The sequence below is a fragment of the Streptomyces sp. NPDC029292 genome (genome assembly GCF_055569295.1).
The window spans coordinates 72,298-96,951 of sequence record NZ_JBVHXR010000029.1 but is presented as its reverse complement, the minus strand read 5'-3'; the positions used below and the strand labels follow the sequence as shown (position 1 = coordinate 96,951).

General features: G+C 70.6%; 24 protein-coding genes and 3 pseudogenes. 13 read left to right on the top strand and 14 right to left on the bottom strand.

The window, feature by feature from the left end; genetic code table 11:
• Nucleotides 1-11: 11 nt before the first annotated feature.
• The 4 genes from ACZ4WS_RS42310 to ACZ4WS_RS42295 all read left to right on the top strand — a co-directional run bounded on the left by ACZ4WS_RS42310 (nucleotide 12) and on the right by ACZ4WS_RS42295 (nucleotide 4,231).
• Complete coding sequence (locus ACZ4WS_RS42310) at nucleotides 12-1,082, top strand: NAD(P)-dependent alcohol dehydrogenase (RefSeq protein WP_467988673.1); 1,071 nt, start codon at nucleotides 12-14, stop codon at nucleotides 1,080-1,082.
• 207 nt (nucleotides 1,083-1,289) lie between these two features.
• Nucleotides 1,290-2,081: an SDR family oxidoreductase gene (locus tag ACZ4WS_RS42305; protein ID WP_467988671.1), complete on the top strand. Its 792-nt coding sequence runs from the start codon at nucleotides 1,290-1,292 to the stop codon at nucleotides 2,079-2,081.
• A 113-nt stretch (nucleotides 2,082-2,194) separates the two neighbouring features.
• Nucleotides 2,195-2,578, top strand: coding sequence for a nuclear transport factor 2 family protein (locus ACZ4WS_RS42300; protein ID WP_467988669.1), 384 nt, complete (start codon nucleotides 2,195-2,197; stop codon nucleotides 2,576-2,578).
• A gap of 51 nt (nucleotides 2,579-2,629) precedes the next feature.
• On the top strand, nucleotides 2,630-4,231 hold the full coding sequence (locus ACZ4WS_RS42295; RefSeq protein ID WP_467988667.1) for a Na+/H+ antiporter: 1,602 nt from the start codon (nucleotides 2,630-2,632) through the stop codon (nucleotides 4,229-4,231).
• A 239-nt stretch (nucleotides 4,232-4,470) separates the two neighbouring features.
• On the opposite strand, the gene ACZ4WS_RS42290 is transcribed toward ACZ4WS_RS42295, so the two are convergent.
• Nucleotides 4,471-5,103: a type III effector protein gene (locus tag ACZ4WS_RS42290; RefSeq protein ID WP_467988665.1), complete on the bottom strand. Its 633-nt coding sequence runs from the start codon at nucleotides 5,101-5,103 to the stop codon at nucleotides 4,471-4,473.
• 127 nt (nucleotides 5,104-5,230) lie between these two features.
• Here ACZ4WS_RS42290 and ACZ4WS_RS42285 point away from each other — a divergent pair, with 127 nt between their 5' ends.
• The 4 genes from ACZ4WS_RS42285 to ACZ4WS_RS42270 all read left to right on the top strand — a co-directional run bounded on the left by ACZ4WS_RS42285 (nucleotide 5,231) and on the right by ACZ4WS_RS42270 (nucleotide 7,952).
• A complete protein-coding gene (locus tag ACZ4WS_RS42285; RefSeq protein ID WP_467988663.1) occupies nucleotides 5,231-5,662 on the top strand; it encodes an Hsp20/alpha crystallin family protein in 432 nt (143 codons plus the stop codon).
• Between the two features lie 103 nt (nucleotides 5,663-5,765).
• Complete coding sequence (locus ACZ4WS_RS42280) at nucleotides 5,766-6,161, top strand: DUF2267 domain-containing protein (protein ID WP_467988662.1); 396 nt, start codon at nucleotides 5,766-5,768, stop codon at nucleotides 6,159-6,161.
• Nucleotides 6,162-6,228: 67 nt separating this feature from the next.
• Nucleotides 6,229-6,672, top strand: coding sequence for a DUF2267 domain-containing protein (locus ACZ4WS_RS42275; RefSeq protein ID WP_467988660.1), 444 nt, complete (start codon nucleotides 6,229-6,231; stop codon nucleotides 6,670-6,672).
• Between the two features lie 293 nt (nucleotides 6,673-6,965).
• A complete protein-coding gene (locus ACZ4WS_RS42270) occupies nucleotides 6,966-7,952 on the top strand; it encodes an L-threonylcarbamoyladenylate synthase (RefSeq protein WP_467988658.1) in 987 nt (328 codons plus the stop codon).
• Nucleotides 7,953-8,269: 317 nt separating this feature from the next.
• On the opposite strand, the gene ACZ4WS_RS42265 is transcribed toward ACZ4WS_RS42270, so the two are convergent.
• From ACZ4WS_RS42265 to ACZ4WS_RS42230, 8 genes are all read right to left on the bottom strand, one after another.
• On the bottom strand, nucleotides 8,270-8,911 hold the full coding sequence (locus ACZ4WS_RS42265) for a carbonic anhydrase (RefSeq protein WP_467988656.1): 642 nt from the start codon (nucleotides 8,909-8,911) through the stop codon (nucleotides 8,270-8,272).
• Between the two features lie 631 nt (nucleotides 8,912-9,542).
• Nucleotides 9,543-9,956 (bottom strand): (R)-mandelonitrile lyase, encoded by a 414-nt coding sequence (locus tag ACZ4WS_RS42260; RefSeq protein WP_467988654.1) that lies wholly within the window; start codon nucleotides 9,954-9,956, stop codon nucleotides 9,543-9,545.
• 38 nt (nucleotides 9,957-9,994) lie between these two features.
• Entirely contained in the window at nucleotides 9,995-10,147 is a 153-nt protein-coding gene (locus ACZ4WS_RS42255) for a carboxymuconolactone decarboxylase family protein (protein WP_467988652.1), read from the bottom strand.
• Nucleotides 10,108-10,392, bottom strand: coding sequence for a carboxymuconolactone decarboxylase family protein (locus ACZ4WS_RS42250; RefSeq protein ID WP_467988650.1), 285 nt, complete (start codon nucleotides 10,390-10,392; stop codon nucleotides 10,108-10,110). The genes ACZ4WS_RS42255 and ACZ4WS_RS42250 overlap by 40 nt, the downstream gene beginning before the upstream one ends.
• Nucleotides 10,393-10,457: 65 nt before the next feature.
• Nucleotides 10,458-11,225, bottom strand: coding sequence for a glucose 1-dehydrogenase (locus ACZ4WS_RS42245; RefSeq protein ID WP_467988648.1), 768 nt, complete (start codon nucleotides 11,223-11,225; stop codon nucleotides 10,458-10,460).
• A gap of 70 nt (nucleotides 11,226-11,295) precedes the next feature.
• A complete protein-coding gene (locus ACZ4WS_RS42240) occupies nucleotides 11,296-11,841 on the bottom strand; it encodes a cyclophilin-like fold protein (RefSeq protein WP_467988646.1) in 546 nt (181 codons plus the stop codon).
• A gap of 16 nt (nucleotides 11,842-11,857) precedes the next feature.
• Nucleotides 11,858-12,526, bottom strand: coding sequence for an SDR family NAD(P)-dependent oxidoreductase (locus ACZ4WS_RS42235; RefSeq protein WP_467988644.1), 669 nt, complete (start codon nucleotides 12,524-12,526; stop codon nucleotides 11,858-11,860).
• Nucleotides 12,527-12,592: 66 nt separating this feature from the next.
• Entirely contained in the window at nucleotides 12,593-13,609 is a 1,017-nt protein-coding gene (locus ACZ4WS_RS42230) for a zinc-dependent alcohol dehydrogenase family protein (RefSeq protein ID WP_467988642.1), read from the bottom strand.
• A gap of 235 nt (nucleotides 13,610-13,844) precedes the next feature.
• Between ACZ4WS_RS42230 and ACZ4WS_RS42225 the strand changes: the two genes are divergently transcribed.
• Complete coding sequence (locus tag ACZ4WS_RS42225) at nucleotides 13,845-14,738, top strand: helix-turn-helix transcriptional regulator (RefSeq protein ID WP_467988640.1); 894 nt, start codon at nucleotides 13,845-13,847, stop codon at nucleotides 14,736-14,738.
• Nucleotides 14,739-14,923: 185 nt separating this feature from the next.
• On the opposite strand, the pseudogene ACZ4WS_RS42220 reads toward ACZ4WS_RS42225, so the two are convergent.
• Nucleotides 14,924-16,009, bottom strand: a pseudogene (locus ACZ4WS_RS42220) (IS110 family RNA-guided transposase).
• A gap of 1,336 nt (nucleotides 16,010-17,345) precedes the next feature.
• Here ACZ4WS_RS42220 and ACZ4WS_RS42215 point away from each other — a divergent pair.
• On the top strand, nucleotides 17,346-18,185 hold the full coding sequence (locus ACZ4WS_RS42215; protein WP_467988638.1) for a ribonuclease BN: 840 nt from the start codon (nucleotides 17,346-17,348) through the stop codon (nucleotides 18,183-18,185).
• Nucleotides 18,186-18,388: 203 nt separating this feature from the next.
• Here ACZ4WS_RS42215 and ACZ4WS_RS42210 read toward each other — a convergent pair whose 3' ends face one another.
• On the bottom strand, nucleotides 18,389-19,762 hold the full coding sequence (locus tag ACZ4WS_RS42210; RefSeq protein ID WP_467988636.1) for a diacylglycerol/lipid kinase family protein: 1,374 nt from the start codon (nucleotides 19,760-19,762) through the stop codon (nucleotides 18,389-18,391).
• Between the two features lie 205 nt (nucleotides 19,763-19,967).
• On the opposite strand from ACZ4WS_RS42210, the gene ACZ4WS_RS42205 reads away from it, so the two are divergent.
• Nucleotides 19,968-20,213, top strand: a complete 246-nt coding sequence (locus ACZ4WS_RS42205; protein WP_467988634.1) for a hypothetical protein — start codon at nucleotides 19,968-19,970, stop codon at nucleotides 20,211-20,213.
• Nucleotides 20,213-21,046, top strand: a complete 834-nt coding sequence (locus ACZ4WS_RS42200; RefSeq protein ID WP_467988632.1) for a DUF1206 domain-containing protein — start codon at nucleotides 20,213-20,215, stop codon at nucleotides 21,044-21,046. Before ACZ4WS_RS42205 ends, ACZ4WS_RS42200 begins: the two co-directional genes overlap by 1 nt.
• A gap of 226 nt (nucleotides 21,047-21,272) precedes the next feature.
• On the opposite strand, the pseudogene ACZ4WS_RS42195 reads toward ACZ4WS_RS42200, so the two are convergent.
• Nucleotides 21,273-22,547: pseudogene (locus ACZ4WS_RS42195) on the bottom strand (IS701 family transposase).
• 58 nt (nucleotides 22,548-22,605) lie between these two features.
• Here ACZ4WS_RS42195 and ACZ4WS_RS42190 point away from each other — a divergent pair.
• Nucleotides 22,606-22,980: pseudogene (locus ACZ4WS_RS42190) on the top strand (MmyB family transcriptional regulator); the annotation flags it as partial.
• Nucleotides 22,981-23,163: 183 nt separating this feature from the next.
• On the opposite strand, the gene ACZ4WS_RS42185 reads toward ACZ4WS_RS42190, so the two are convergent.
• Nucleotides 23,164-23,682: a hypothetical protein gene (locus ACZ4WS_RS42185; RefSeq protein WP_467988630.1), complete on the bottom strand. Its 519-nt coding sequence runs from the start codon at nucleotides 23,680-23,682 to the stop codon at nucleotides 23,164-23,166.
• A gap of 255 nt (nucleotides 23,683-23,937) precedes the next feature.
• Complete coding sequence (locus ACZ4WS_RS42180; RefSeq protein WP_467988628.1) at nucleotides 23,938-24,633, bottom strand: alpha/beta hydrolase; 696 nt, start codon at nucleotides 24,631-24,633, stop codon at nucleotides 23,938-23,940.
• Nucleotides 24,634-24,654: the final 21 nt, after the last annotated feature.

Below are 24,654 nucleotides of genomic sequence, written 5' to 3'. Positions count from 1 at the left end.
AAGGAACCACCATGCCCACCACCGTCAACGCGTTCGGCGCCCACGAAGCAGGGAAGCCGCTCACCGCCCTGACCATCGAGCGCCGCGACGTCGGCCCGCACGACGTCAGGCTCGACATCCTGTACTGCGGCATTTGCCACTCCGACATCAACTTCGTCGGCGGCGGGTTCGGCCCGCTGCCGGTCAGCCCGCTCGTCCCCGGCCACGAGATCGTCGGCAGGGTCACCGAAGTCGGCTCCCAGGTCACCCGCCACCGGGTCGGCGACCTGGTCGGCATCGGCTGCATGGTCAACTCCTGCCGCGAGTGCGAGAACTGCCGGGCAGGCCAGGAGCAGTACTGCCTCAAGGGTCACACCCTCGTCTTCGGCAACCCCGACCCCGTCGAGCCCGGCGCCCACACCCAGGGCGGCTACTCCGAGGCGATCGTCGCGCCCGAGGACTTCGTCGTCCGCGTGCCCGAAACTCTCGACCCGGCCGCCGCCGCTCCCCTGCTGTGCGCCGGCATCACCGTCTACTCCCCCCTCAAGCGGTTCGGTGCCCAGTCGGGCACCAAGGTCGCCGTCGTCGGCCTCGGCGGCCTGGGCCACCTCGGCGTGAAGATGGCCAAGGCCATGGGCGCCGACGTGACCGTCCTGTCCCAGTCCGACAGCAAGCGCGGGGCCGCCGCGGCTCTCGGCGCGGACCACTACGCCGTGACCGGCGACGGCTCGGCGTTCACCGAGCAGGCGAACACCTTCGACATCATCCTCAACACCGTCAGTGCGCCGGTGTCGCTCCCCGACTACCTCGGGATGCTGCGCCTGCACGGCACCATGGTGAACGTCGGGGTGACGACGGAGCCGATGCCGATGGACGTGTTCGCCCTGTGCCAGAACGGCAGGTCCTACGTGGGGTCGCTGTTCGGCGGCATCACCGAGACGCAGGAGATGCTCGACTTCGCGGCCGAGCACGAGGTGAGCGCCGATATCGAGCTGATCGGCGCGCAGGAGATCAACACCGCCTACGAGCGGATTCTCACCTCCGACGTCCGCTACCGGTTCGTGGTCGACGGCGCGACCTTCGCGGAGCCGAAGGAGGCATGACGAGCCACCCACGAGGTCGCCGTGCGCGGGCGGTCCGCCACCCGCGCGGACGCCGTACGAGAGCGGTGGGAATCGCCCTCGTACGTGAGTGACCTGCGGCGACGGCACCCGCAGGGTGAACCGCTGCACAGGCGCGTGACCGTGACGCCCGAGTGAGACTGTCGGCATGGGCGCCCATCGCGCCCACCTCCTTGCAAGGAAATGAGTATGGCAACACAACCCCTGACCGTGCTGGTGGTCGGCGCCAGCGGCAGCATCGGACGGCTCGTCGTGGCTGAGGCGATCACTCGCGGGCACACCGTCCGGGCGCTGGTGCGTGACGTCGCGAAGGGCGCTCAAGTGCTTCCCGACGACGCCGAGCTCGTCGTCGGCGATGTCACCCGGCCCGAGACCCTGCCCGAGGCGGTGGCCGGTGTCGACGCGATCGTGCTCACCCTCGGCTCCTTCGGCACCGGCGCTTCCTCGCCGGAGACGGTGGACTACGCGGGCGTACGCAACGTCCTGGCCGCCCTGGACGGGCAGCGGCCCCGCGTGGCGCTGATGACCTCCATCGGCGTCACCGGCCGCGGCAGCGCGTACGGCCATCTGCTGGAGTGGAAGCGCCGCTCGGAGCGTCTGGTGCGGGCAAGTGGCCTCGCCTACACCATCGTGCGGCCGGGCTGGTTCGACATGAACGGACCCGACGAGCACCAGGTGGTGTTCCTCCAGGGCGACCGCCGCCGTTCCGGCGGCCCCGCCGACGGAAGTGTCGCGCGCGCCGACATCGCACGGGTCCTGGTGGCGGCCCTCACCGCTCCCGAGGCGGTCGGCCGCACCTTCGAGCTGGTGGCCGAACAGGGTGCCGCGCCCGGCGACTTGGCGCCGCTGTTCGCAGCGCTGGACCAGGACCCGCCCGGCTCCCTGGACGCGGTCCGGGACGAGGCCAACATGCCGCTCGACGGTGAGCCGCAGCGGGTCCTCGACGACCTCGACGCAATCCGGGCACACGCCCTCGCCTGACGACGGCCAGGGCCCGCCACGCGCTCGGCGGGTCCTGGCCCACACCAGACCCACACCACGCCGACCGGCCGCTCCCGCACGACGGTCCGGCCCCCCTGCCACAAGGAGGCAGCGTGCCACCGACCCCCAGCCGGTCGGACCGGGAGGACATCCTTCAGGCCCACCACGCCTACCTGGATGCCATGGTCGAAGGAGACACACAGTCACTGGACGACCTGCTCGACGACGGTTTCACCCTCACCCACATGACGGGATACGTGCAGCCCAAGGCCGAGTGGCTGGCACAGATGAGGGCCGGGCAGTTCGTCTACCACTCCATCGACGAGGTGGACACTGCGCTCGACATCGACGGCGGCACGGCGCGTCTGACCGTCCGGACCATGACCGACGCCAAGGTGTACGGAAGCCGGGCCGACTGGCGGTTGCTCCTGGCCACCGACTACGCCCGCCGCGGCGACGCCTGGATCCCCATGAGAACGGTCGCCACGACGTGGTGACCCGCAGGCAAGAGTCCGTGGGAGCGCCAACGGCCCCAAGGAGAACGCATCATGGCAGCCCTTGAGCTCGTCGTGCTGCTCGGGTGCGCCCTGCTGGTGAGCGGGGCCCTCGCCCACCGGCTCAAGGTGGCCGCCCCCGTACTGCAGCTGACCGCCGGCGTCCTGCTCGGCTTCGCGCCCGCGTTGCGCGAGACGGAGCTGCCGCCGGACGTGCTGCTGCTCGTCTTCCTGCCGGTGCTCCTGTACTGGGAGAGCGTGACGACCTCGCTGCGGGCGATCCGGCGGGATCTGCGCGGCATCGTACTGACCGGCACACTGCTGGTGGCCGTCACTGCCTGGGCCGTGGCGGCCCTCGCGCACGCGCTCGGCCTGCCGTGGGGCCCGGCCTGGGTGCTGGGCGCCGCTGTCGCACCGACCGACGCCACCGCCGTTGGCGTGGTCTCCCGGCTGTTGCCCCGGCGCAACGTCACGCTGCTACGCGCCGAGTCTCTGATCAACGACGGTACAGCGCTGGTCGTCTACAGCCTGGCGGTCGGCGTCACAGTGGGATCCGAGCACCTCAGCGCGGCCCACGTGAGCGGCCTCGTGGCCCTGTCCTACGGCGGTGGCATCGCGGCGGGCGTACTGGTCGCGTGGCTCGGCATCCGGCTCCGTCGCCTCGTGCGCAGGCTCGGCGAGACGATGCTGGACAACCTCACGATCATCCTGATCCCGTTCAGCGCGTATCTGCTGGCCGAGCAGGTCGAGGCGTCGGGTGTGCTCGCGGTGGTGGTGTGCGGGCTGATCATGAGCCAGGCCGGGCCAAGTCTGGGCAGGGCCGAGGCCCGACGCCAGACGATGGCGTTCTGGTCGCTGGCGATGTATCTGCTCAACGGCGCCCTGTTCGTCCTGGTCGGCCTTGAGGCGCAGGTGGCGGTCCGCGGCCTGACCGGCACCGCCCTGACCAAGGCGCTCCTGATGGTGGCCGCGGTCTCCTGCGCGCTGGTCGTCGTCCGGTTCCTGTTCCTGTTCGTCGCGGTGTACACGATCAGAGTGCTGGACCGGCGCCCGCAGCAACGGCAGCGCCGCATGGGCCACCGGGCCCGCGTGATCAGCGCTCTGGCCGGTTTCCGCGGGGCCGTCTCCCTGGCGCTCGCGCTGTCCGTGCCCTACGCCGTCGACTCCGGTGGACCGTTCCCCGACCGCGACACCATCGTCTTCGTCACCGCCGGCGTTGTCGTGACCACCCTCGTGGTGCAGGCGCTGGTGCTTCCGTCCGTGGAGCGCTGGGCCCAACTGCCCCGCGACACGGACGCCGAACGCGAACTCGCTCTCGCCTGGACCACGGCGTCCGAGGCCGCACTCGACGCCCTCCCCATGGTGGCGGCCGGCCTCGGTACTGATCCCGAGGTCACCGAGCGGCTGCGGGCCGAGTACGAGACCCGCCTGAACACTCTGCGGGCCGCCGAGACGGCGGGCGCCCCGGAAGCGGGAGTGCTCGTACGACACAACAAGCAGGACACCGCCCTGCGCCTGGCCCTCCTGGAACACAAACGCTCCGCCGTCATCGGCCTGCGCGACCGGCACCACATCGACGACACCGTTCTCCTGCGGGTGCAATCCCAACTGGACGCGGAAGAGTTCCGCCTGGCCCCGGCGACGGATCCGGAGTGAGGGGCACGCCGAGGTGGGACGCAGCCCTGTGACTCCCGCAACGAATGGGACAACAGCCAGTGGTCGCAGACAGCGAGCAGCACAGTCGGTGGCAAGCCGGCAAGTGTCGCCTGCCACGCGAACGTCAGAGGTTCTGCCACGGGAAGTGTCAGCGGCGGCGCCCCCGTTGCTGATTCGCCGCCGGACGACGGCCCGCGCACCGCCGCTCGCCTCATCCGCCCGCGCGGCGGTGGGCGGGCTCAGCAGGGTGTGAGGGTGTCGAGCTGGGCGGCGAGGTCGGGGTGGGTAGCGGTCAGGTGGGGGCGGGTGGCGGTCAGGGGGCCGATGAGGTCGGCGGGGTCGTCGCGGGCGAGGGCCGCATGGAGCTCGCTGAGCGGGAGGCGGGCTGCGGTGGGGAGGTCGGTGAGTGTGGTGATCTGGCCGGCGAGGCGGCGCAGGTCGGCTGCGTTGCCGCGGGCCCAGGTGGCGGTGGTGCGTTGGGCGGCGCGGGCCTGGCGGGTGGCCTGGACGCGTTGTTCGCCGGTGGTTCCGGCGGGGCCGGGGCGGCCTCGTAGGTAGCGGCGTTCGGCGGCCTGGCGGCTGGCGACGCCGAGGGGGTCGGCGAGGTCGGCCCAGCTGGCCCCCGCGTCGCGGGCGGTCTCGATCAGTCCGGTCTCCCATCCGGCGAGCTGCTCGCGCACCTGCCGCAGCAGCATCAGGGAGGCGAGGGCCTGTTCAGGTCCCGGACCGGGAGTGTGTGGGGTGTCTGGGGTCTCGTGCCCGGCTTCGCGCAGGGCGTCGTCTATGGCGTGCAGGGCCGCTGCGGCGGCGAGGAATGACGCCGGGCTGTGGGCGTCGGCGTCGGTGGAGACCGGCTGGTCGGCTGGTGTCACGGGACCTCCCTCGGGTTGTCATCACGTGGACGACATCGTGTTTGTCATCCATTGGATGACATGTTACAACGGTGTCAGTGAGGCGCATTGGCAGCAACTGCCTGAACCTGCTGGAGGTGTTTTCACGATGTTGATGCGCACTGACCCCTTCCGTGAGCTGGACCGGCTGGCGCAGCAGCTGATGGGTCCGGGCACCTGGTCGCGGCCGTCGGCGATGCCGATGGACGCCTACCGCGAGGGCGACGAGTACGTGGTGGCCTTCGACCTTCCCGGCGTCACCGCGGACGCGATCGACATCGACGTCGAGCGGAACATGCTGACCGTCAAGGCCGAGCGGCGGCCGGTGGCGAAGGCCGACGACGTGCAGATGGAGCTGTCCGAGCGGCCGCTGGGCGTCTTCTCCCGCCAGATCGTGCTCGTCGACACCCTCGACACCGAGCACATCCAGGCCGACTACGACGCGGGCGTGCTTACCCTGCGTATCCCGATCGCCGAGCGCGCCAAGCCCCGCAAGATCTCCATCGGCGTCGGATCCGGCCGCAAGGAGATCTCCGGCTGACACCGGCCGGACGGGTGCGGAGGACGGGCACCTGATCTCCCCCTCACCCCGCCCTCCGCACCCCCGTGGGCAGTCCGAAGAAGAAGAAGGGGTGGCGGCCGAGATGACCCTGCGACGCGAAGCGTTCCTCGACCACGTGACCGAACGCGGCGAATACGCCACTCCGGAGGAAGCCGAGCGCGCGGCCCGCGTAGTGCTCGCGCTGCTCGGCGCGCACTTGGTCGGCGAGGTACGCGCCCAGCTGGCGGCGTGCCTTCCGGAGGCGTTCGCCTTGATCCTTCTCAATCCGCTGCAGAGCGCCGAACCGCTGCCTCCGGAGCGGTTCGTCCGGGCGACCGCCGCGTGGATCGAAGGCGCCACCGAGCAGACTGCGGCCTGGGACGTCAGCGCCGTGCTGTCCACGGTCGCCGACGCTGCCGGCGACGACTTGCTGGGCCAGGTCCTGCTCCAGCTCCCGGCCGGCTACGACCTGCTATTCGGACGCCCCCAACCCACCTGACCAAGACCTGGGGTGGTGCCGCACACCGGCACCACGCCACCTGGCTCCACGAAAGGCATGCACCGCAGTGATCACCGACGCGCGCGCTCCGCTTGGGCACCAGCAGCCGTACGGGACGGCGTATGAGCAGATGCTGGAGAAGGTCCGCTACGAGGGTGCCTACCCCTCCCGCGAGAGGGCCGACGAAGCCGTCCGCCTGGTCCTTGCCGGGCTGGGGCGCCAGCTGACCGGCGACGAACGCGTCGACTTGGCGGCCTGCCTGCCCTTCGAGGCCGCACGCGTTCTGACCGCGCAGATCCCCGACACCCATCCACTGACCGGCTGGGCCTTCGTCAAGGACCTCGCCGCCCGCACCGGCGCCTCCCTGGCCACCGCCCGCTGGGACACCGGCTCCGTCTTCTCCGCCGTCGCCGCCTACGCCGGCCCCGACCTGATCACCCGCATTCTCCACCAGCTCCCCACCGGCTACGCCCTGCTGTTCGGCCGCGCCGAACTCAACCCCGCCGCATAAAGAAGGCCGTGTCCTGTCAACGCCGGGGAGCGTTGATGGTGGTCACGCGCGCACGGGTCATTCAAGACCGCATGGGACTCGTGCAGGTCAGCGGCCCCCGGAGCAGCGCCCGGCGCCCGGGGCCGCAGCACGTTCGGGAATCCGATCTCCTCCGGCCCCGTCGGTCGAGAGCCCTGGTCGTTCAGGCGACCGGGCCCCTGTGACCACCAACGACGCCAGCTTTCCTCGGCCTTGGGGCAATGGAACCGCGCTGATATTGATCACGACCGTCGCCGGTCCTTTGTGCTTCTAGGATGGCGAGGGTGACGGCAAAAACCAGTGACATCGAGAAGGCAGCAAATGTGTTGCGCGCCGGCGGCCTGGTGGCCCTTCCGACCGAAACCGTCTACGGTCTGGGCGCCAACGCCGAGGACCCCGCCGCCGTCGCGCGCATCTTCCAGGTCAAGGGACGTCCACCCTCCCACCCGCTGATCGTCCACATCGGCGGCGCGGAGCATCTCGACGACTGGGTCCAGGACGTGCCCGCAGCGGCGCGCCTGCTGGCCGGACACTTCTGGCCGGGGCCGCTCACGCTGGTGTTGCGGCGCGGTCCCCGTGTGCCCCTCGAAGCGACCGGTGGCCTTCAGACAGTGGCCGTCCGCGTGCCCGACCACCCCGTCGCACTCGCGCTGCTGTCGGCCTTCGACGGCGGTGTCACGGCTCCGTCCGCCAACCGCTTCGGCTCGGTCAGCCCCACGACGGCGGACCATGTCCGTGCCGAACTCGGTGATGCCGTCGACTTCGTGCTGGACGGCGGCCCCTGCGAGGTCGGCGTCGAGTCGACCATCGTCGACGCCACGGGCGATGCCCCGAGCATCCTTCGGCCAGGCGGGGTGACGCGCGAGGACCTCGAAGCGGTGCTGGGGGGCCCGCTTGCGGTCCCCTCGACCAGCCGTGTCCGGGTGCCGGGCCAGCATCCGTCGCACTACGCGCCGCGTGCGCGGGTGGTCCTCGTCGAGCCGGAGAAGGTCGTCGCCGAAGCGGAGCTCGCGCAGGAGCTCGGGCACCAGGTAGGCGTCTTTCTGCCTGCCGCCTTCACCGACGCTGCCGTGAAGGCGCACGCCGTGGTGGCGGTCCCCGGTTCGATGACCGCCTATGCGCGCGGGCTGTACGGGTTCCTGCGCGAGCTCGACCAGCGGGGGTGCGACGTCATCATCGCGTCCTTGCCGGTGGAGGAGGGGCTGGGACTGGCGATCGCCAACCGGCTCCGCCGCGCCGCGGGACCCCGGCCCACCGTGTGACCGGCACCGACACTGTGCCTTTACTGCGACCGGAGACGGGACCAGGCGGATTCGGCTGAGCGCCCACCGGTCTGGCAGACCGGGCCCAGCTCGTGCCGCCAGTCGGCGGTGACGACCGTTCCCCTCCCCGGCACACCTCGCAACCCGCGGCCCGCGCCAGCTCGGCGCGGGGGACGGTGGGCACGCGGTCGGCTCCGTGAGCCATCGGGAATGCCCTTCCACGGATGAGCAAACGGTGAACCCGCTGCGTTCCTCATCCACGTGTACGGGTCGCCCCCGGCCGCGGCACATCAGCTGAGCAGCCACGGCCGGCGCGGTCAGGACGCGGCGGGGACCGCCGCATCCAGGCCGCGCGAGGCGACAAGCTGTGCACTGCCGTCGGCCAGGCGGTAGCACAGGCCCACCACGGCAGCCTGGCCAGCAGCGACCTTCTCGGCGAGTACCCGGGAGCGGTCCAGCAACAAATCAACGGTGTGCCTTATGTGCTCGGCGAGGATCTCCTCGGGCTCAACGCGTCCGGCGGCCCGTGCTGCCAGCACGCTGGGGGTCACCCGCTCGACGACGTCCCGGATGTATCCGGCCGGTGTGATGCCGTTCTCCAGGGCATCGCACGCTGCGCCTACCGCGCCGCACGAGTCGTGACCGAGGACCACGACCAGCGGGCAGCCCAGCACGTCCACGCCGTACTCGATGCTTCCCAGCACCTCCGGCCCCATGACGTGGCCAGCGGTGCGCACCACGAACAGGTCGCCCAGGCCGCGGTCGAAGACGATCTCGGCGGCCAGCCGGGAGTCGGAGCACCCGAACAGCACGGCGAAGGGCTGCTGGGATGGTGCGATCTCGGCGCGGCGGGCGGCGTCCTGGTTCGGGTGCTCGGGGGCGCCCGTGACGAAGCGCTGGTTACCGGCCAGCAGCAGCTCGAAGGCGTCGCGGGGCGTCGGGGTCTGGATCTCGGTCATGGTCGCAGCCTAGGACCCGGCATCAGCCGTCGCACGGCCTGGTCCTGCCGGAGCTCGCCGGGGCGGGCCAGGTTGACGGCCTCGTCATCACCCCCAGGCGCCGGGCGAGGGCGGCCTCGATGCGGAACCTCAGCGCGCGGCGCTGCTGCCCCGCCCCGTACGGCCACTGGTTCACAACCTTCCGTTCGTCGTCCACACCCGCACAACGAGCGAGGCGCTGCCCGCGCTGTCGGCCGAACGAGGGCGGACCATCCAAGATCACTCGCCGTCCCCCGGCAACAGCAGGCGGTGCAGCCCGAAGGGGGCTGGTGGCCGTCGCCTGTTAACGATCCTGCTCGTGCTCGGTCACCCGGCGGGCGCTCAGCGCGGCCTGCGGCTCGACGACGACGCCGAACTCGTACAGGCGATCTCCAGGACGTCGTCGGAGGTCGCCTCGCGGGTCCGCTTGAGGGCAAGCGCGGCGGCGCCGCGGGCTACCGCGCCATGGACCAGCGCGAAGCGGCAGTCGCAGTCGCAGTCGCCGAGTGCGTCGTCGGCCTCTGCACACTGACATCTGTTCGTGCGCGGCTGGGTGGGTGTGGTCGGCGCCTCACCCGGACCGGTTCGGAGCCGGCCGTCCTCCTGCTCGCCCTCAGCGAGTGACGGTGGCGAGCGCCGCGGCGTACTGCTCGTCGGTCACCGGTTCCATCCAGGTGGTGCCGTCCCCGTCGGCGTCGCCGACGACCATGGCGATGTGGGCCATGAGGGTCGTGTCGGTGCCGCCGTGCCAGTGCTCCTCCCCGGGCGGGCACTTGACGGTCTGGCCGGCGCTGACGCGTGCGACGTCGCCGTCGCGGGTGCCGACAAGGCCGACGCCGTCTGTGATGTAGAGCGTCTGGCCGTTGGCGTGGGAGTGCCAGTTGGTGCGGGCGCCGGGGGTGAAGCGGACCAGGGCGGTCGCCAGTCGAGCCGGTTCGACAGGGGTCTCGATCATGTTGAGGTAGACGTCGCCGGTGAAGCGCTCGGCGGGGGCCTTGGCGGTCGGGGTCTGCGTGATGTGTTCCACGGAAGGTGTTCCTTGCTGTGCTGGTGCGGGAGGGGGTGTCAGGCGTCGCTCTCGTCGGCGAGCTTCTTGAGCTGGTTGATCGCGGTCATGGCGTTGGGCCAACCGGCGTAGAAGGCCAGGTGGGTGATGGCCTCGGACAGCTCTTCGACGCTCAGGCCGTTCTCCAGCGCAACGCCCAGGTGGTAGGGCAACTGCGGTGGGTGATGGCCTCGGACAGCTCTTCGACGCTCAGGCCGTTCTCCAGCGCAACGCCCAGGTGGTAGGGCAACTGCTCGCTGCGGTACAGGGCGGCCAAAACACTGACGGTCACCAGGCTGCGGTCGCGCGGTGAGAGCCCGGGACGCTCCCACACGTCACCGAAGAGCACCTCGTCGGTGACCTCGACGAGCTTGGGCGCGATCGCCTCCAGCTCCTTGGGGGCGGACTGCTTGGGCATGTCGTCACTCCTTGTTGCGTATATCGGGTCGGCGTCGCGAAGGCAGCCGCTCGCCGGCTCTGTGGTCACTGGGCGACGTAGCCGCCGTCGACGGGCAGCGCGACGCCGACCACGAAACCCGCTCCCGGGCTGCACAGCCACAGGACGGCCTGCGCGATCTCGTCGGTCGTGCCGAGACGGTTGATCGGCTGATTCGCTTCGGCCTCGGCGCGGTCGAGTTCTCCCTTGGCGATCATGTCGCTGACCATGGGAGTGTCGATGGTGCCGGGGCAGATCGCGTTGATGCGGATGCCGCGCGGGGCGTATTCCAGGGCGGCGCTGCCGGTCAGGCCGATCACGCCGTGCTTGGAGGCGTGGTACGAGGCGCGGCCGGGGATCCCGACAAGGCCGCCGAGGGACGAGCAGTTGACGATCGCTCCGCTCCCTTGGGTGCGCATGTGACGCAGCTCGTGCTTCATGCTCGCCCAGATACCGCGCAGGTTGATGGCGTGGACGCGGTCGAAAACCTCGGCCGCTTCCTCGGCGGCATCGGCGGGCGGGATCTGGACGCCGGCGTTGTTGTAGGCCATGTCCAGGCGGCCGAAGGTCTCCACCGTGCGGTCGACGGCGGCGGCCACCTGGGACTCGTCGGTGACGTCACAGATCAGGGCGAGCGCCCGGTGGCCTTCGCCGGTGAGCTGCCGTTCCGCCGCATCGAGGGCGGCTTCATCGATGTCGGCGAGGCCGACTGCGGCGCCGGCTTCGGCGAAGGCACGGGCGGTGGCCAGGCCCATGCCGGAGGAGGCTCCGGTGACGAAGGCGACCTGGCCGGTGAAGTCGTACGTGGGGTTCAAGGGAGCTTTCCCCTTTTCCGTGCGGTGCGTGTGGGCGGGGGCGGTAGGCCGAGTAGGTGTGAAGGCCGGGTCAGGTCAGGGATTCGATGGTGACGCGGTCGGCGGTGGCCAGCCGGTCGATGTCCTGGCTGTCGTCGAGATGCCCGAGGATGACCAGGCCCGGGGACACCTCACCGTCGCGGTAGAAGAGGGCCAGGTTGCGCCAGGGCGCGTAGTGAGCCAGGTCCCCCGCCCGCGGGGTGGGCGCGTCCGGCGCGCCGGAGATGTCCAGTTCCCTCGGGAGGTCGGCGACCCTCTCGGTCCGGTGGAAGTCCTCGAGGTCGAGGGAGAGCGGCAGCAGCGCGGCGAAGTCACGGGCGGCGGGGCTGTCGTTCAGGGTGGCTTGGACCGGGTGTCCGTCGAGGGTGAGCTGGATGCGCACGTCGCTGCTCCTGTCGGACGGTGTGGCGGGCTGGGTGCTGGTCGTCCGGGGGCGCCCGGAGGAGGTCGCCGGGGCGGAGAGGTCGGCGGTCTGCCCGCTGCCGGAGCAGGTGGTCAGGGCCAGCAGTCCCACGGCCGCCGCAATCGCCGGCAGGACCGGCCCAAGTCGCACGCCCGGACGGCGCGCTGGAGACATGTCCATCGCCTTTCCGTCACTCGGGCATCGGCTCGGCGTAGTGGCGAAAGCCGTCCCGCTCGGTGTGCAGGGCGTACAGGCGCTCGGCCAGTACATGGGGGCTGCTGTGCTCGGCGTCGGGCCGGATCGCGCCAGGGATGATCAGTTGCGCGGCGTGGATGTTCTCCGCGGCGAGCGCGTCGTGGAGCATGCGGGCGTAGGTGCTCTCGGCGGCGAACGCGATCGAGGTGCCGGCCCGCTCGGGGTGCGGGCGCACCGCGCTGCCGCCGTTGACGAAGAGCAGGGTGCCGCGCCCCAGGGCACGCATGCCGGGAAGGACCGCGTTCACGCAGGTCACCGGGCCCTTCACGGAGAAGGCGAGCGGGTCCTCCAGGTCGTCGACGGTGGTGTCGAGGACCGGTTTCATGAAGTCGGCGCGCGGCACCGGGCTGTACTGCAGGATCTCGACCTGCCCGAGCGCCTCGGCCACGTCCCGAAGGGCTGCGATGAGCGCTGCCGGGTCCAGGACGTCCGCGGGGAAGCCGCGGACGTCCTGGATGCCGTCGCGGCGGAGCTCATCCGTCAGATGGTGAAGGTGTTCGGCGCTGCGGGCGATAAGGGCGACACCGTGGCCGGCGGTGCCGAAGCGCCGGGCGGTGGCCAGACCGAGGCCAGGGCCGGCACCGATGAGAGCGTACGTGGTCACGCTGGGGTCCTCCTCTGGAGGGCCGGGGCCGGGCGTCCGGCCCCGGCGGGACGGGAACGTACGGGGTCAGGGCTTGAGGAGTGCCTTGATGGCACGGCGCTCGTCCATCGCCTTGTATCCCTCGGCGACCTGGTCCAGGGGCAGGGTGAGGTCGAAGACCTTGCCCGGGTCGATCCGGCCGGCCACGACACGGTCGATCAGGTCGGGCAGGTAACGGCGCACGGGGGCGGGGCCGCCACGGAGGCCGACGTGGGAGAAGAACAGTTCCTGGCCGTCGATCGCGACCTCGTGGGGGACGCCGACGAAGCCGACGTTGCCGCCGGGCCGTGCGGAGTGAAGGGCCTGCTGCATGGCCTGGGCGGTGCCTACGCACTCCAGGACGCTGTCGGCTCCGATTCCGCCGGTCAGGTCCTTGATCCGGGCGATGCCCTCGTCGCCACGCTCGGTGACGATGTCGGTGGCGCCGAACTCGCGGGCCAGCTTCTGCCGGGACTCGTGGCGGCTCATCGCGATGATCCGCTCCGCGCCCATCTCCTTGGCCGCGATGACCGCGCACAGGCCGACCGCGCCGTCGCCGACGACCACGGCGGTCGAGCCGGACTTCACCTCGGCGGCGTCGGCGGCCCACCAGCCGGTGCCCATGACGTCCGAGACGGCCAGCAGACCGGGCCACAGGTCCTCGGACGGCACCTGTTCGGTGGCGACCAGGGTGCCCTGGGCGTTGGGGATGCGGACGTAGTCGGCCTGGCAGGTACTCATGAACTCGCGGTGCAGGCAGTTGGACTGGAAGCCGTTACGGCAGTTGGCACAGGTGTTGTCCGAGGTCGCGAACGAGCCGACGACGAACTGGCCCGGCTTCACGGACGTGACCTCGGAGCCGACCTCCTCGACGAAACCGACGTACTCGTGGCCCATCGGATGGGCGTCGCCGATCGGCTCCAGGCCGCGCCAAGGCCACAGGTCGGAGCCGCACACGCAGGTGACGGCCGTACGGATGATCGCATCTGTGGGGTGGAGGATCTTCGGGTCGTCCAGCGTCTCGAAGCGGACGTCACCGGGGGCGTGGATCACTGCGCCTCGCATGAGGGGTTCCTTTGCGTACGTGAGGTCGGACCGCTGCGGCGGTCCGCGTGCGACCGGCCCCGAGACGCGAAGCATCGCGCACCAGGGTCGGGCGGCCTCCTACCCTCCGGCGGACAGCCAGGGAAGAGCACCACGTTCTCCAGGGAACCGCCCTTCATGGCGGGCAACCAGTCACCGTCGATGGGTGTACCAGCGGTGCATCCCTCCCGCGGCCCGCTGCACGTACGGTCGAAGGGTGGACAACCAGCACGAGGTCCGCGAGTTCCTCACCTCGCGGCGAGCCAAGATCACCCCCGAGCAGGCCGGACTGCCCTCAGGGACCCGGCGCCGCGTCCCCGGCCTGCGCCGCAGCGAGGTCGCAGCCCTCGCCGACATGAGCGTGGAGTACTACGCCAAGCTCGAACGCGGCAACCTCGCAGGCGTCTCCCCCGCCGTCCTCGAGTCCGTCGCCCGCGCCCTCCGGCTCGACGACGCCGAACGGTCCCACCTCCTCCATCTGGCACAGGCCGCCGACGGCTCCGACGCCCTCACCCGTCCCCGGCGCCGGCGCCCCGCCCGGCATTGGACCCCGCACCGCAGCCTGCAGTGGACGCTCGACGCGATCACGGCCGGCCCCGCGTTCGTCCGCAACGGCCGGATGGACATCCTCGCCGCCAACGCGCTCGCCCTCGCCTTCTACAGCGACGTCTACGCAAGCGCCCACAACCAGGCGAACCTCGCCCGCTTCACCTTCCTGGACGCCGTCTCCCGCCGCTTCTACCCCGACTGGGACCTCGCCGCCGACGTCACCGTCGCCATCCTGCGCACCGAGGCCGGCCGCAACCCCCACGACAAGGATCTCCACGACCTTGTCGGCGAGCTGTCCACCCGCAGCGACGAGTTCCGCACCCGCTGGGGGGCCCACAACGTCCGCCACCACGGCACCGGCACCAAGAACTTCCACCACCACGCCGTCGGCGACCTCACCCTCGCCTTCGAGGGCCTGGAGATGGCGGCCGAACCCGGCCTCACCCTGACCATCTACGCCGCTGAACCCGGCTCACCCTCCGAAGAGGGCCTGCGTCTGCTCGCCTCGTGGGCCGCGACACAGGAAGCCCTGACTCCCGCCCGCCGCCCGCAGGAGACGTGACCTCACCACGGTGCTTGGCGCCCGTTCCGGCGGGAGGATGGTCGGGCCCGTCGCCGCCGGCCAGACCAACTGGCGGCGCTGGAGACCGGTTCCCAGCTTGCCGGCGGTGTGGTCGGCGAGCTGAACGGCCAGTTGGGTCGTTCGCCGTCGAGCTCCGGTCCGACGCACCTGACGTCCCACAGCCCCTATGAGCGGGGTCCCGGCTGTGGCTGTCCGACCAGGTGGAAGACCTCCCGGGCCGCATAGCGTTTGAGACACCCCGATCTCGCGCCGGGGCTTGCCCTCCTTGGTCCGGCGCTCATAGTAGTCACGTGTGCGGGGGTCGAAGCGCAGCCGGGTCTGCACGATCCGGTGCAGGGCTGCGTTGGCCTGCCGGTCGCCGCCGCGGTTGAGCCGGCGGTACTGCCGACTGCCCGAGGAGCGCTCGACGGGGCTGACCCCGCACAGTGCGGCGAAAGACGCCTCACCGCCCAGACGCTCCGGGTTGTCCCCCATCGTGATCAGCAGGGTGACGGCCGTGTCTGGGCCGATGCCCACCACGGTCAGCAGCTGCGGGGCGTGGCGTTCCACGAGCCGGGCCAAGCGGCCTTCCAAGTCCTGGATCTGCTCGGTGAGCTGCCCGATTCGGTGGGCCAGCAGACACAGGGTAATGCGGCTGGCCTGCAGCACCGCCGCTGCTCCGTCCTCGTCGTCCTGGCTGTCGTCGGCGAGCCGTGCGCAGGTGCGGAAGAGTTCCGAATTGTTCAGCCCGGCCAGTTCTTCCCGCAGGTTCGGGTCGGCGGTCACGAGGACAGCCTTGAGCTGGTTGATCGCCTGGGTGCGGGCCTTGACCGCCGAGCCCTTGGCGAGTTTGAACATCCGCGCGATCTGAACCGGTCCGTCGCCGGACTTGGCCCGGGCGCGGGCCCGCCCGCTCAGCACCGACCGGGCCGCGTTCTGGGCATCGAGCGGGTCCGACTTCTCCCGCCGACGCCGGTCCGACCGGTCGGGCCAGTCGGGCCGGTCGGGCAGGTTCACATCGAACACTTCCACGCGCTGGGTCAGCAGGTAGCGCGACAAGGCCGCCCCGAAGGAGCCGGTCCCCTTCACCCCAGCCCGCCACACCGTGCCCAACCCTCTTGCCCACTTCAGTAGTTCGCGGTATCCGGCCGCGGTGGCCGGGAACTCGTCGGTGCCGATCACTGCCCCCACCGGGGAGAGCACGGCAGCCACATGAGCGTCCCGGTGCGTGTCCACTCCGGGTCCCGGTGCGTGTCCACTCCGAGGACCACCTCTCCCGTGGGCCGGCGTCGGCGGGCACGCGGGGTGGGCGGACGCACTGGTCATGTTCGTTCACCTTCCGACCCCATGGAGCATCGCGTGGCCGGCACCGGACCGCGCGGGCGGTCAGAACTGTGACAACGCCTGATTGGTCAGCAGGCCCCTGACTTGTTGAATCGGGCCCAGACGCGCGGTCTGCAGCCGTAGCGTCCAGGGTGTCGGTCGGCACGGGCCCGCAGTGGCCCTTGCCGCCCATGGGCTGGCTCTCCGATAGCGTGCCGCCGCCGGCCGACACCCACGCGGTGTGGCTCGACAGAGGCATGAACGTGTGCGACCGCTACTTCAAGTCAGGGTGCCCACCGCATACTTCGCCGCTTCGAGTGCAGACCGGGATGCGCGTGATCACGATCGGGATCGACCCCCACAAGTCCTCTCACACCGCCGTCGCCGTGGACGGCGCAGGCCAACTCCACAACTCTTAACGCCCGGTTGGGCATCTGTGTCCGCGGCACCGCGGTCCTGATCGAACCAGCAACATGATTGATCGCCCGCGCGCGGGCCTTGACCGCCGAGCCCTTGGCGAGCTCGACCATCCGGGCCCACTGCGACCCGCCATCGGACTTGCTCCGGGGCCGGCGCACGGCCACTCAGCACCCCACGCGCCGCCTCCTGCGCATTCACCGGGGCCGACTTCCCGAACCAGCAGCGAGCTGCACCTGGGCCAGGCACCACGCGCTTCCTCGGCGACGTGCTCGTCTACCAACGGCACCGGGACGCTGTCCACGCCCGCGTACGCCAGGTCATCGACGAAGTGCACCCCGACCTCGGACGCATTCCCTCCCGGCCGGTACGCATCGCGGCCCACAGCCTGGGCGGCGTCATCGCTGTCGACATGGCCACCGCCACCATGCCCTTGTGGACCGAGTCTCTGGTCACGTTCGGCTCCCAGGCGGCCTTCTTCCATGTCTGCCATCCCCGAGGAGGGCATGCTGACTCCCTACGGAGGCAGCATGCCCGTGCACCTGCCGGCTTCCCTGAACCGCTGGACCAATCTGTGGGAACCGATGGACGTCCTGGCCTTCGCCGCCTCCAAGGTGTTCCAACTGCACGACGGAACCGCCCCGGTAGACCTCCCCGTCAGTGGGCGCACCCAACGGACGGCACCGGGAGCTGTGGTTCCAACTCTCCGGTGCCTTCGTCCTGGCCGGCCGTCGGACGCTCCCCTCGGGTTGCCCGTCTCACGGATCGCAAACAACAGCCGACCTGACTCCGACGCAGCCGGGCTACACGCAGTACGGGACTCTTGCATGGCTGTTGGCGGTGTCGCCGCGGTGGTAGTCGACATGCATGTCGAAGAATTCTTCCGATGCCGCGGACCGCTCGTATCGGTTGACCCGGCTGCGCCGCGTGATCCGCGACTCGCCGGCCGGGCGCGGATGGAGACGGAGCAGCGATGTCGAACTGGGGCCGCGGTCCTTGGGATTCGCGGCGCTCGGATTCCTTACCCTGGTGCCCCTGCTGATCGTTGTTTCCGCCACTGACCCGGGGCATGGGCGGGGGTTCGCCCAGTGGCTGGGCGATGGGCTCGGTGTGTCGAGGGCCGCCAGGGAACACATTGAGGAGCTGTTCGCCCGGCCCGGCCAGGCGCTGCAGACCACAACCGCCTTCGGTCTCGCCGCCCTCGCCGTGTTCGGTCTGTCCTTCGGGGCGGCGGTGCAGACCGGCTACGAGAAGGTCTGGGAGCTCCCCTCGGCCCGCTGGTATGCCAGGTGGCGGCAGGTGCTCTGGCTCGCCGTACTCATCGGCTCCCTCTATCTGTCTGCCACCACCACCCTGTGGCGTCACTCCGCGGCTGGACAACTGGTCGCAATGCTGAGCACCGTCCTGTTCTTCTGGTGGTCGCAACGGATACTGCTCGGCGGGCGGATCGCGTGGAGCGCCCTGCTGCCCGGCGCGGTAGCCACTGCCCTCGGGCTGCTCGGTCTGCGGGTCTTCTCCCGTCTCCTCTTCTCGCCGCTGATCGCATCCAGCGCCGTCACCTACGGCCCCTCCGTCCTGGTCATCCAGTCCTGGCTCGTCGGCGTGGGCGTCGTCGTCTTCGGCGGCGCCCTGGTCGGCCGTCTGCTGCACGAGGAACTCCCGCACATGACCCATGCCTTGAAACAGCGGACTCGCAGACAACCCTGATGCCGGGCAAACTGCGCCGGGCCCCGGCCCGCACTGATCCACGGCACTCGAGCAAATCGGCCGGGCACGGTCGAGGAGAGTGCCCGTACACCGCGTGCGGAGACGACGCTGAGGTGGGCGGACCACAGCTGTCACGAGCTGCGTACGGAGTTGAGGGTCATCCAGACCGTGACAATGTTCAGGCCGTGGTGAGGCGGGGCGGGTCACTCTGGCGCCGGCAGGTACACGGTGAGTGCCCGCGGGGACTTGTCGAGAATGAGTGTGTCGGCAGCCGGGCTGACCTCCCCGTCGCGGGTGTAGTCCCCAGTCTTTCCCACGCCGTCGATACGCAGCCGAGTCGCGGTGGCGGCCTGGTAGACGCGGGAGCGGGCGAGGGTTCCGGTGAGGAACGCGGTGATGAGCCGGGTGCGGGCAAAGGGGTGCCTTCCGTCGACGATGCGGATGTCGAGCAGGCCGTCGTCGAGGCTGCGGCGGTAGGAGGGGGCGAAACCGGCGGGTTCGTAGTGGCTGTTGCCGGCGAAGAGCAGCCACAGTCGGCGGCGTCGCCCATCGATGGTGACCTCGCTGGATGTGCCGTCTGCGAGGACGCGCAGGAGGCCCACGCAGAGTGCGGGCCACTTGCCGAGACGTGTCTCGCGGGCTTCGCGGGCCCGGACGAGTTCGGGGTAGACGCCGATGCTGAAGGTGTTGAGGAAGTACGTGCCGGGGCCGTCGCCGGTGACCCGGCCGAGGTCGACGGCTCCGCCGCAGCCCGCCTCCACGGCATCCGCCGTGGACTTGAGCGTCGGCAGCCCGAGGTCGGTGGCGAAGTGGTTGAGCGTGCCGCCGGGGAACACGGCGAGCGGCAGTCCGCTCTCGGAGGCCAGGACCGCCGCCGCGTTGACCGTCCCGTCGCCGCCGACCACACCGAGCGCACCACCCTCCTGGGCGAGCACGTCCTTGGCGGCTCGCCCAAGCACCAGATGAAGATCGACGCTACTCGCACAGACCCGAATCTCCGCCTGTGGCAAGAGAGTTCGCAGTTCGACCTCCGTCGGGGTGTCGCCGCCCGCGCCATTGTTGACAACCGCGATCAGCCCGCGCCCTGCGGGGAGCGCGGGGACGGGGACGTTCGGCCGTGCGGAGTCGGCGGGCTGGTCCACATGCAGCGGCCACCAACGACAGGTGGCCACCGCCACGCCGACTCCGACCGCGACCCCCTCGAGAACGGCGCTTGGAGAGCGGGTGCCGGTACGGGCGGCAGTGGCTGCCGCGGCGAGGGGAGCGAGGGCGGTCCCCAGCCAGGGCGACTCCAGCATCGCGGCGGTCACGAAAGCGGCGGCGGAGGCCGTGTGCCCACAGGGCAGCGCCCCCGCGACGTACTGCCCGGAAGCCCGTCGGCTTGAAGCGGACTTGGCGGCGATGGCGGCGGCTGCCGAAGCCAGGGCCAGCGAGCCGGTGCCGCGCAGGGCGGCACGGCGTGCGCCGCGGTTGCCGGACAGACCCATGCCGGCTGCACCGGCCAGCCACGGCAGCCAGGGGTGGGCCGAGATGACATGTTCGACGAGCCGTGTGCCGGGTACGCGGAGGTCTGCCATGCCGGTCGGCTACCCGCCACGGTGACGAACACGCGGTCGGCCGCCCGCCGGCTTCAGTCGGGGAAGCGTTGCTGAGCACCCTCATCCAGCTGTCATGCGGATGCCGTACGAGACATCCGCCGGGTCATTCCGTTTGGCACCTTGGGCCACGGCTACCCGGCCGTGCACAGCCCGAAGTGCGGGCTCAGCCACCGGAAGGCACGCCATGTCCACCGGTTTCCTCATCGCCCTGCTCGTGGTGGTGGTCCTCATCGCTGGTCTGCTCGCCGTCAAGTTCCTCGTGGGCGAGAGCGCGAGCGGCCTGCGCCGTCGCTTCGGCCCGGTGTACGAGCGGACCGTGGCCCGGCACGACGGTGACACCAAAGCGGCCAAGAAGGACCTCGACGGCCGGCTCCACCGCCATGGCGGCCTGACGATGGCCGAGGCCGACGGGCTGAGGAAGGCTTCGTGATGTCAGCTCGAGCACACGGGCGGGGCCGGACCAAGGCGTTCTCAGTTCGCCGCACCGCAGAGCACAAGACGCTCTCCGCTGCGGGGCGGGCGGGTTTTGCCGCGCGCGGCGTGGTGTACGTCCTCATCGGCGCCCTCGCCATCCAGATGGCCCTCGGCAGCGGCGGGAAGTCGGCGGACCGGCAGGGCGCGCTGGCGAAGATCGCGGAGCAGCCATTCGGGAAGATCATGCTGTGGGTGCTGGTCGTGGGCTTTGGCTCCATGGCCTTGTGGCGAGCCTCCCGAGCAGTCCTGACCAGGGGACCCGACCGGAAGACTCCCTCGCGGCTCCTCGACGGTGGCCGGGCACTGTTCTATGGCTTCATCTGCTGGGCCACCGCCACATACGCAGCGGGAGGCGGCCAGGGCTCCAGCGGCAACGTGAAGTCGAAGGACTGGACAGCCTCCGTGCTGGAACTGGCCTACGGCCAGTTCCTGGTCGCTGCAGGGGGATGCCTCCTGATCGGCATCGGCGCGGTGCTCGCGACACGGGCGGCCATGCGCAAGTTCCTGCGACAGCTCGACACCACCGCCATGACCCCCCGCACGAAACAGATCGTCACCGGCCTCGGCGTCGGCGGTGGAGTGGCACGCGGCATCGTGTTCGCCGTAGCCGGCATCTTCATTTTGATCGCTGCCATCCAGTTCGACGCCGACGAGGCAAAAGGCGTAGACGCCACGCTCCGCAGCTTCACCCAGACCCCGATCGGCCCGTGGCTGCTCGTCGCCGTCGCGATCGGGCTGATCCTCTTCGGCGTCTTCTCCTTCGCCTCGGCGCGCTGGCGCCGCCTGTGAGCACCAGGCTGACCGGGGGCACTCGCCGTTTCATGCCGGTGAGACGGGTGCTCGAACGGCGGGAAACGTGATCGAGCACGGTAGAGGGACCGGGCGTGACCAGCCGGGTCGGCGCACGCCGATCGAGTAGGGCTCCGTTAAGTTGCTGTGGCTCTTGGGCTCTGGCTGGTGGGGGATGTTCTGGGCAGGGGGCGGTGGCAGGTGGTGCAGGTGCCGGTCCAGCAGTTCAGCAGGTCTTGGATAGTGTCGAGGATCTGGTAGAGGGTGAGTCCGCTGTATCAGCTTTTGGGGCCAGGCGCTGTTCGGTGAGGAAGGCGTGGGCGGCGGTGACCAGGGTGACGTGGTGATGCCAGCCGGTCCAGGAGCGTCCCTCGAAGTGGTCGAGGCCGAGGCCGTGCTTGAGTTCGCGGTAGTCGTGTTCGATGCGCCATCGGATCTTGGCGAGGCGGACCAGTTCAGTCGGCGGGGTGTCGGCGGGCAGGTTGGACAGCCAGTAGCCGGTGGGTGCTTGGGCACCTTCGGGCCACTCGACCAGCAGCGTGACCTCGGGCAGGACACCGTCCCAGAAGCCCTCCTGCGTGGCGGCGGCCTGGGCCAGGCGGCGGGCTCGAATTCCGGCCGGCCGCACCCGCAGCGCCAGGAAGTGCTAGCGCATCGGGCCGCGGGAGCCTTCCCGCCAGGTCACCTCGGTGAAGGCCTGCCGCCCATGGCCGGCCGCGAGCGCGGCGACCGGGGACGGCTTGTTCCGGTAGCGGGGCTGGGGCTTGCGGCCGTTGCCGGACCACGCCGGGGTAGTGGGCTGTGCGTCGTGCGGGTGGACCGTCACGTCCGAACGGACCGCCACGACATAGCCGATGCCCCGGCCGTCCAGGCCGTCGCGGAAGTCGGCGTTCTGCCCGTAGCCTGCGTCGGCCACCACCACCGGCGGCACCAGACCCCACCCGGCCAACTCGTCGAGGGTGTCCAGGTCCAGGCGCCACTTCTCCCGGTGCCGGATCTCGTCAGGGACCCCCGTCTTGCGTCGGCGGACCGGATCGTCCGCCCACTCCTGGGGCACGAACAGGCGCCACTGCAGCGGACAGGACGCGGTGTCGGAGACCGCGTGCACGCTCACCGCGACCTGGCAGTTCGCCTGCTTGCCCAGCGCCCCGCAGTACTGGTGCGCGACCGCCACCGACATCTTCCCGTCCTTGGGGAACGACACATCATCGACCGCCCAGGCATCCGGGCCGACCTGGGGCACCATCCGCTCCGCAATCCGCCGCCGCACCGGCACCGGATCCCAGGTCGACTGGTTCACGAACTGCTGCAGATTCTGCTCATTGCCGTCCGGCAGCCGCTCCGCCATCGGCTGGATCGACTTACGCCGCCCGTCCAGCATCAGCCCCCGCAGATAGCAGTCACCCTTCGCCCGCTGATCCTTACGCGGCACCGACGCGAACACATCAGCCACGAATAACCCCAACTTCGCCCGAGCACAGTTCACTTCATATGCATCCACACACCCAACATGCCCCCAAACAGGACCGCGACACAGACCTAACGGAGCCCTACTAGACGACTGGGACGAGCGCGCCCGAGCCTGCGTGGCGCGGCTGCGGATGCTCGCGGGCACCGACCCCGGCGCCCCCGACCTGACCGACCTGGTCGGTGAACTCGTACCGAAAAGCGAGCTGTTCGCGTCACTGTGGGAACGCTACGACATCAAGCCGCACGCCCCGGGCGTGCGGCTCTTCCACCATCCCGAGGTCGGCGACCTTCACCTGGTCCACGAGTCGATGCCGCTGGACCACAGCCCGAAGCTCCGCTTCGTCATCTTCTTCGCCGAACCCGACAGCCCCGATCAGGACAAGGTGGCCCTCCTCGACGAGGGCCGCCCCCGGCGCCCGCGCCCGGACGGCGAGAGGGCTGACGGCCCCCGGCTGACGGCGTGACGCGACCGCCCGCCTCGCGACGGTGTGGGGAGGCAGTGTTGGCGAGCCGACAGCGGACGAGTGGGGCCGGTGCGCGGGCTGCGGGCGGCGGCCTGCTCGTCGGCCTGGGCGCGTGCGGCCGGAGAACGGCGCAGGCCTTCGCTGCGACCGCATCGCCGCGAAGGCCTTGGTCCATATGTGTTGTCAGATGAGGGAGACGGCGACCAGCGCGACGGTGGAGCCGCCGAAGACCACGGTGTTGCGCAGGTAGGTCTGGGCGCGCACCCAGTGAGGGAAGGCGCCCTCGGCGGCCTGGAGGAAAGGTTCGACTTCGACGCGGGCCAGCTCCGGGTCGCCCTTGCGGCGGAAGGCTGCCTCCACGGACTTCGCCGCGGTGAGGTTGCTGTGGACGATCACCGCGTTCATCAGCAACACCAGCGAGGAGAATAGCCAGGTCAGCAGCTGGGCGAGGTCGGCGCCCGCGAAGTTCACGGCGGCGGTGGCGGTCATCACGGCGGCCACGACCACCGGAGCCGCGGTCTCGTGACCGCCGGCGTCGAACCGGAGCTTGTTCTCCTCCAGCACCTCCGGGCGGACGTTCTGGCGGCGGAGCTCGGCCACTGCGGCGGCCTTCGCGGCGGGGCCGAAGCGGTGGCGGACCAGCGGGATGCTGATGAAGGCGGCGGCGACGAGCAGCTGCATGACGGCGGCGAGGGTGTTCACGGGGGCTCTCCTTGGACTTGCACTTAGTTCAACTGACTGCCCGAGAAGACAGTAAGCCCAGCCTTGAACGGTGTGCAAGTGCCTTCTTGAACTTTGTGCAAGTGCTGCGTACCGTGAGGCCATGGCACGCGACACCCTCACCCGCGACCAGATCGTCCGCACCGCCGTCGAGCTCCTGGACGCCGAGGGCCTCGAGGGGTGTGCGGCGGAAGGCCCGGCGTACGAGGGGCGCGGAGGGAGCGTCCGCGGCTGCCGTCACAGGCTCAGCAGCAGGTCCCGGACCGCGGCGGGCTGGGACAGGAACGGGTGGTGGCCGGCGTCGAGTTCGACGACACTGCCGGCCCGGCGGGCGAACTCGCGCTGAAGGCGCGGCGGGGTGCCCCGGTCCTGGGCGCAGATGAGGTACGTCGAGGGCACCTGCTGCCAGGCTGCCGCCCCGACCGGCTGCCCGGTCACCTGCACGCTCTGCCGGGCGAGGTGGTCCGCCGCCTGCGCCTGGACCTCGGGGTCGCAGTCCTGCAGGAACGTGTCCACGAGCAGCTCGGGGCGAACCCCGAAGGTGCCGGCGTCAGGGTCGACGTCGAGGAACGGGGCGGGGCTGGCGTCCCCGAACTCCGACAGGCTCTGCCCGACCTCGGGCAGGTAGCTGGAGACCATCACCAGGTGGCGTACCGACCCGACGCCCGCGGCGGCTTCCGCGGTGATGATGCCGCCGTAGCTGTGGGCGACCACGATGGTCGGCTCGTCGTCGTCCTGCAGCACCTGCCGCACCGCCGCGACGTCCTCGGGCAGCCCCGGACCGCCGGCGCCTCCGGGCAGGCCCGCCTCGCCGCAGCTCGGCAGCGCCGGGGCCACGCTCAGCACCCCTCGCTCCTGCAGCAGTTCGGCGGTGCGATGCCACCACCACGACCCGTCCCGCACGCACGCCCCATGCACGAACACGACCCTCATCGCTACCTCCACGTCTGCCTT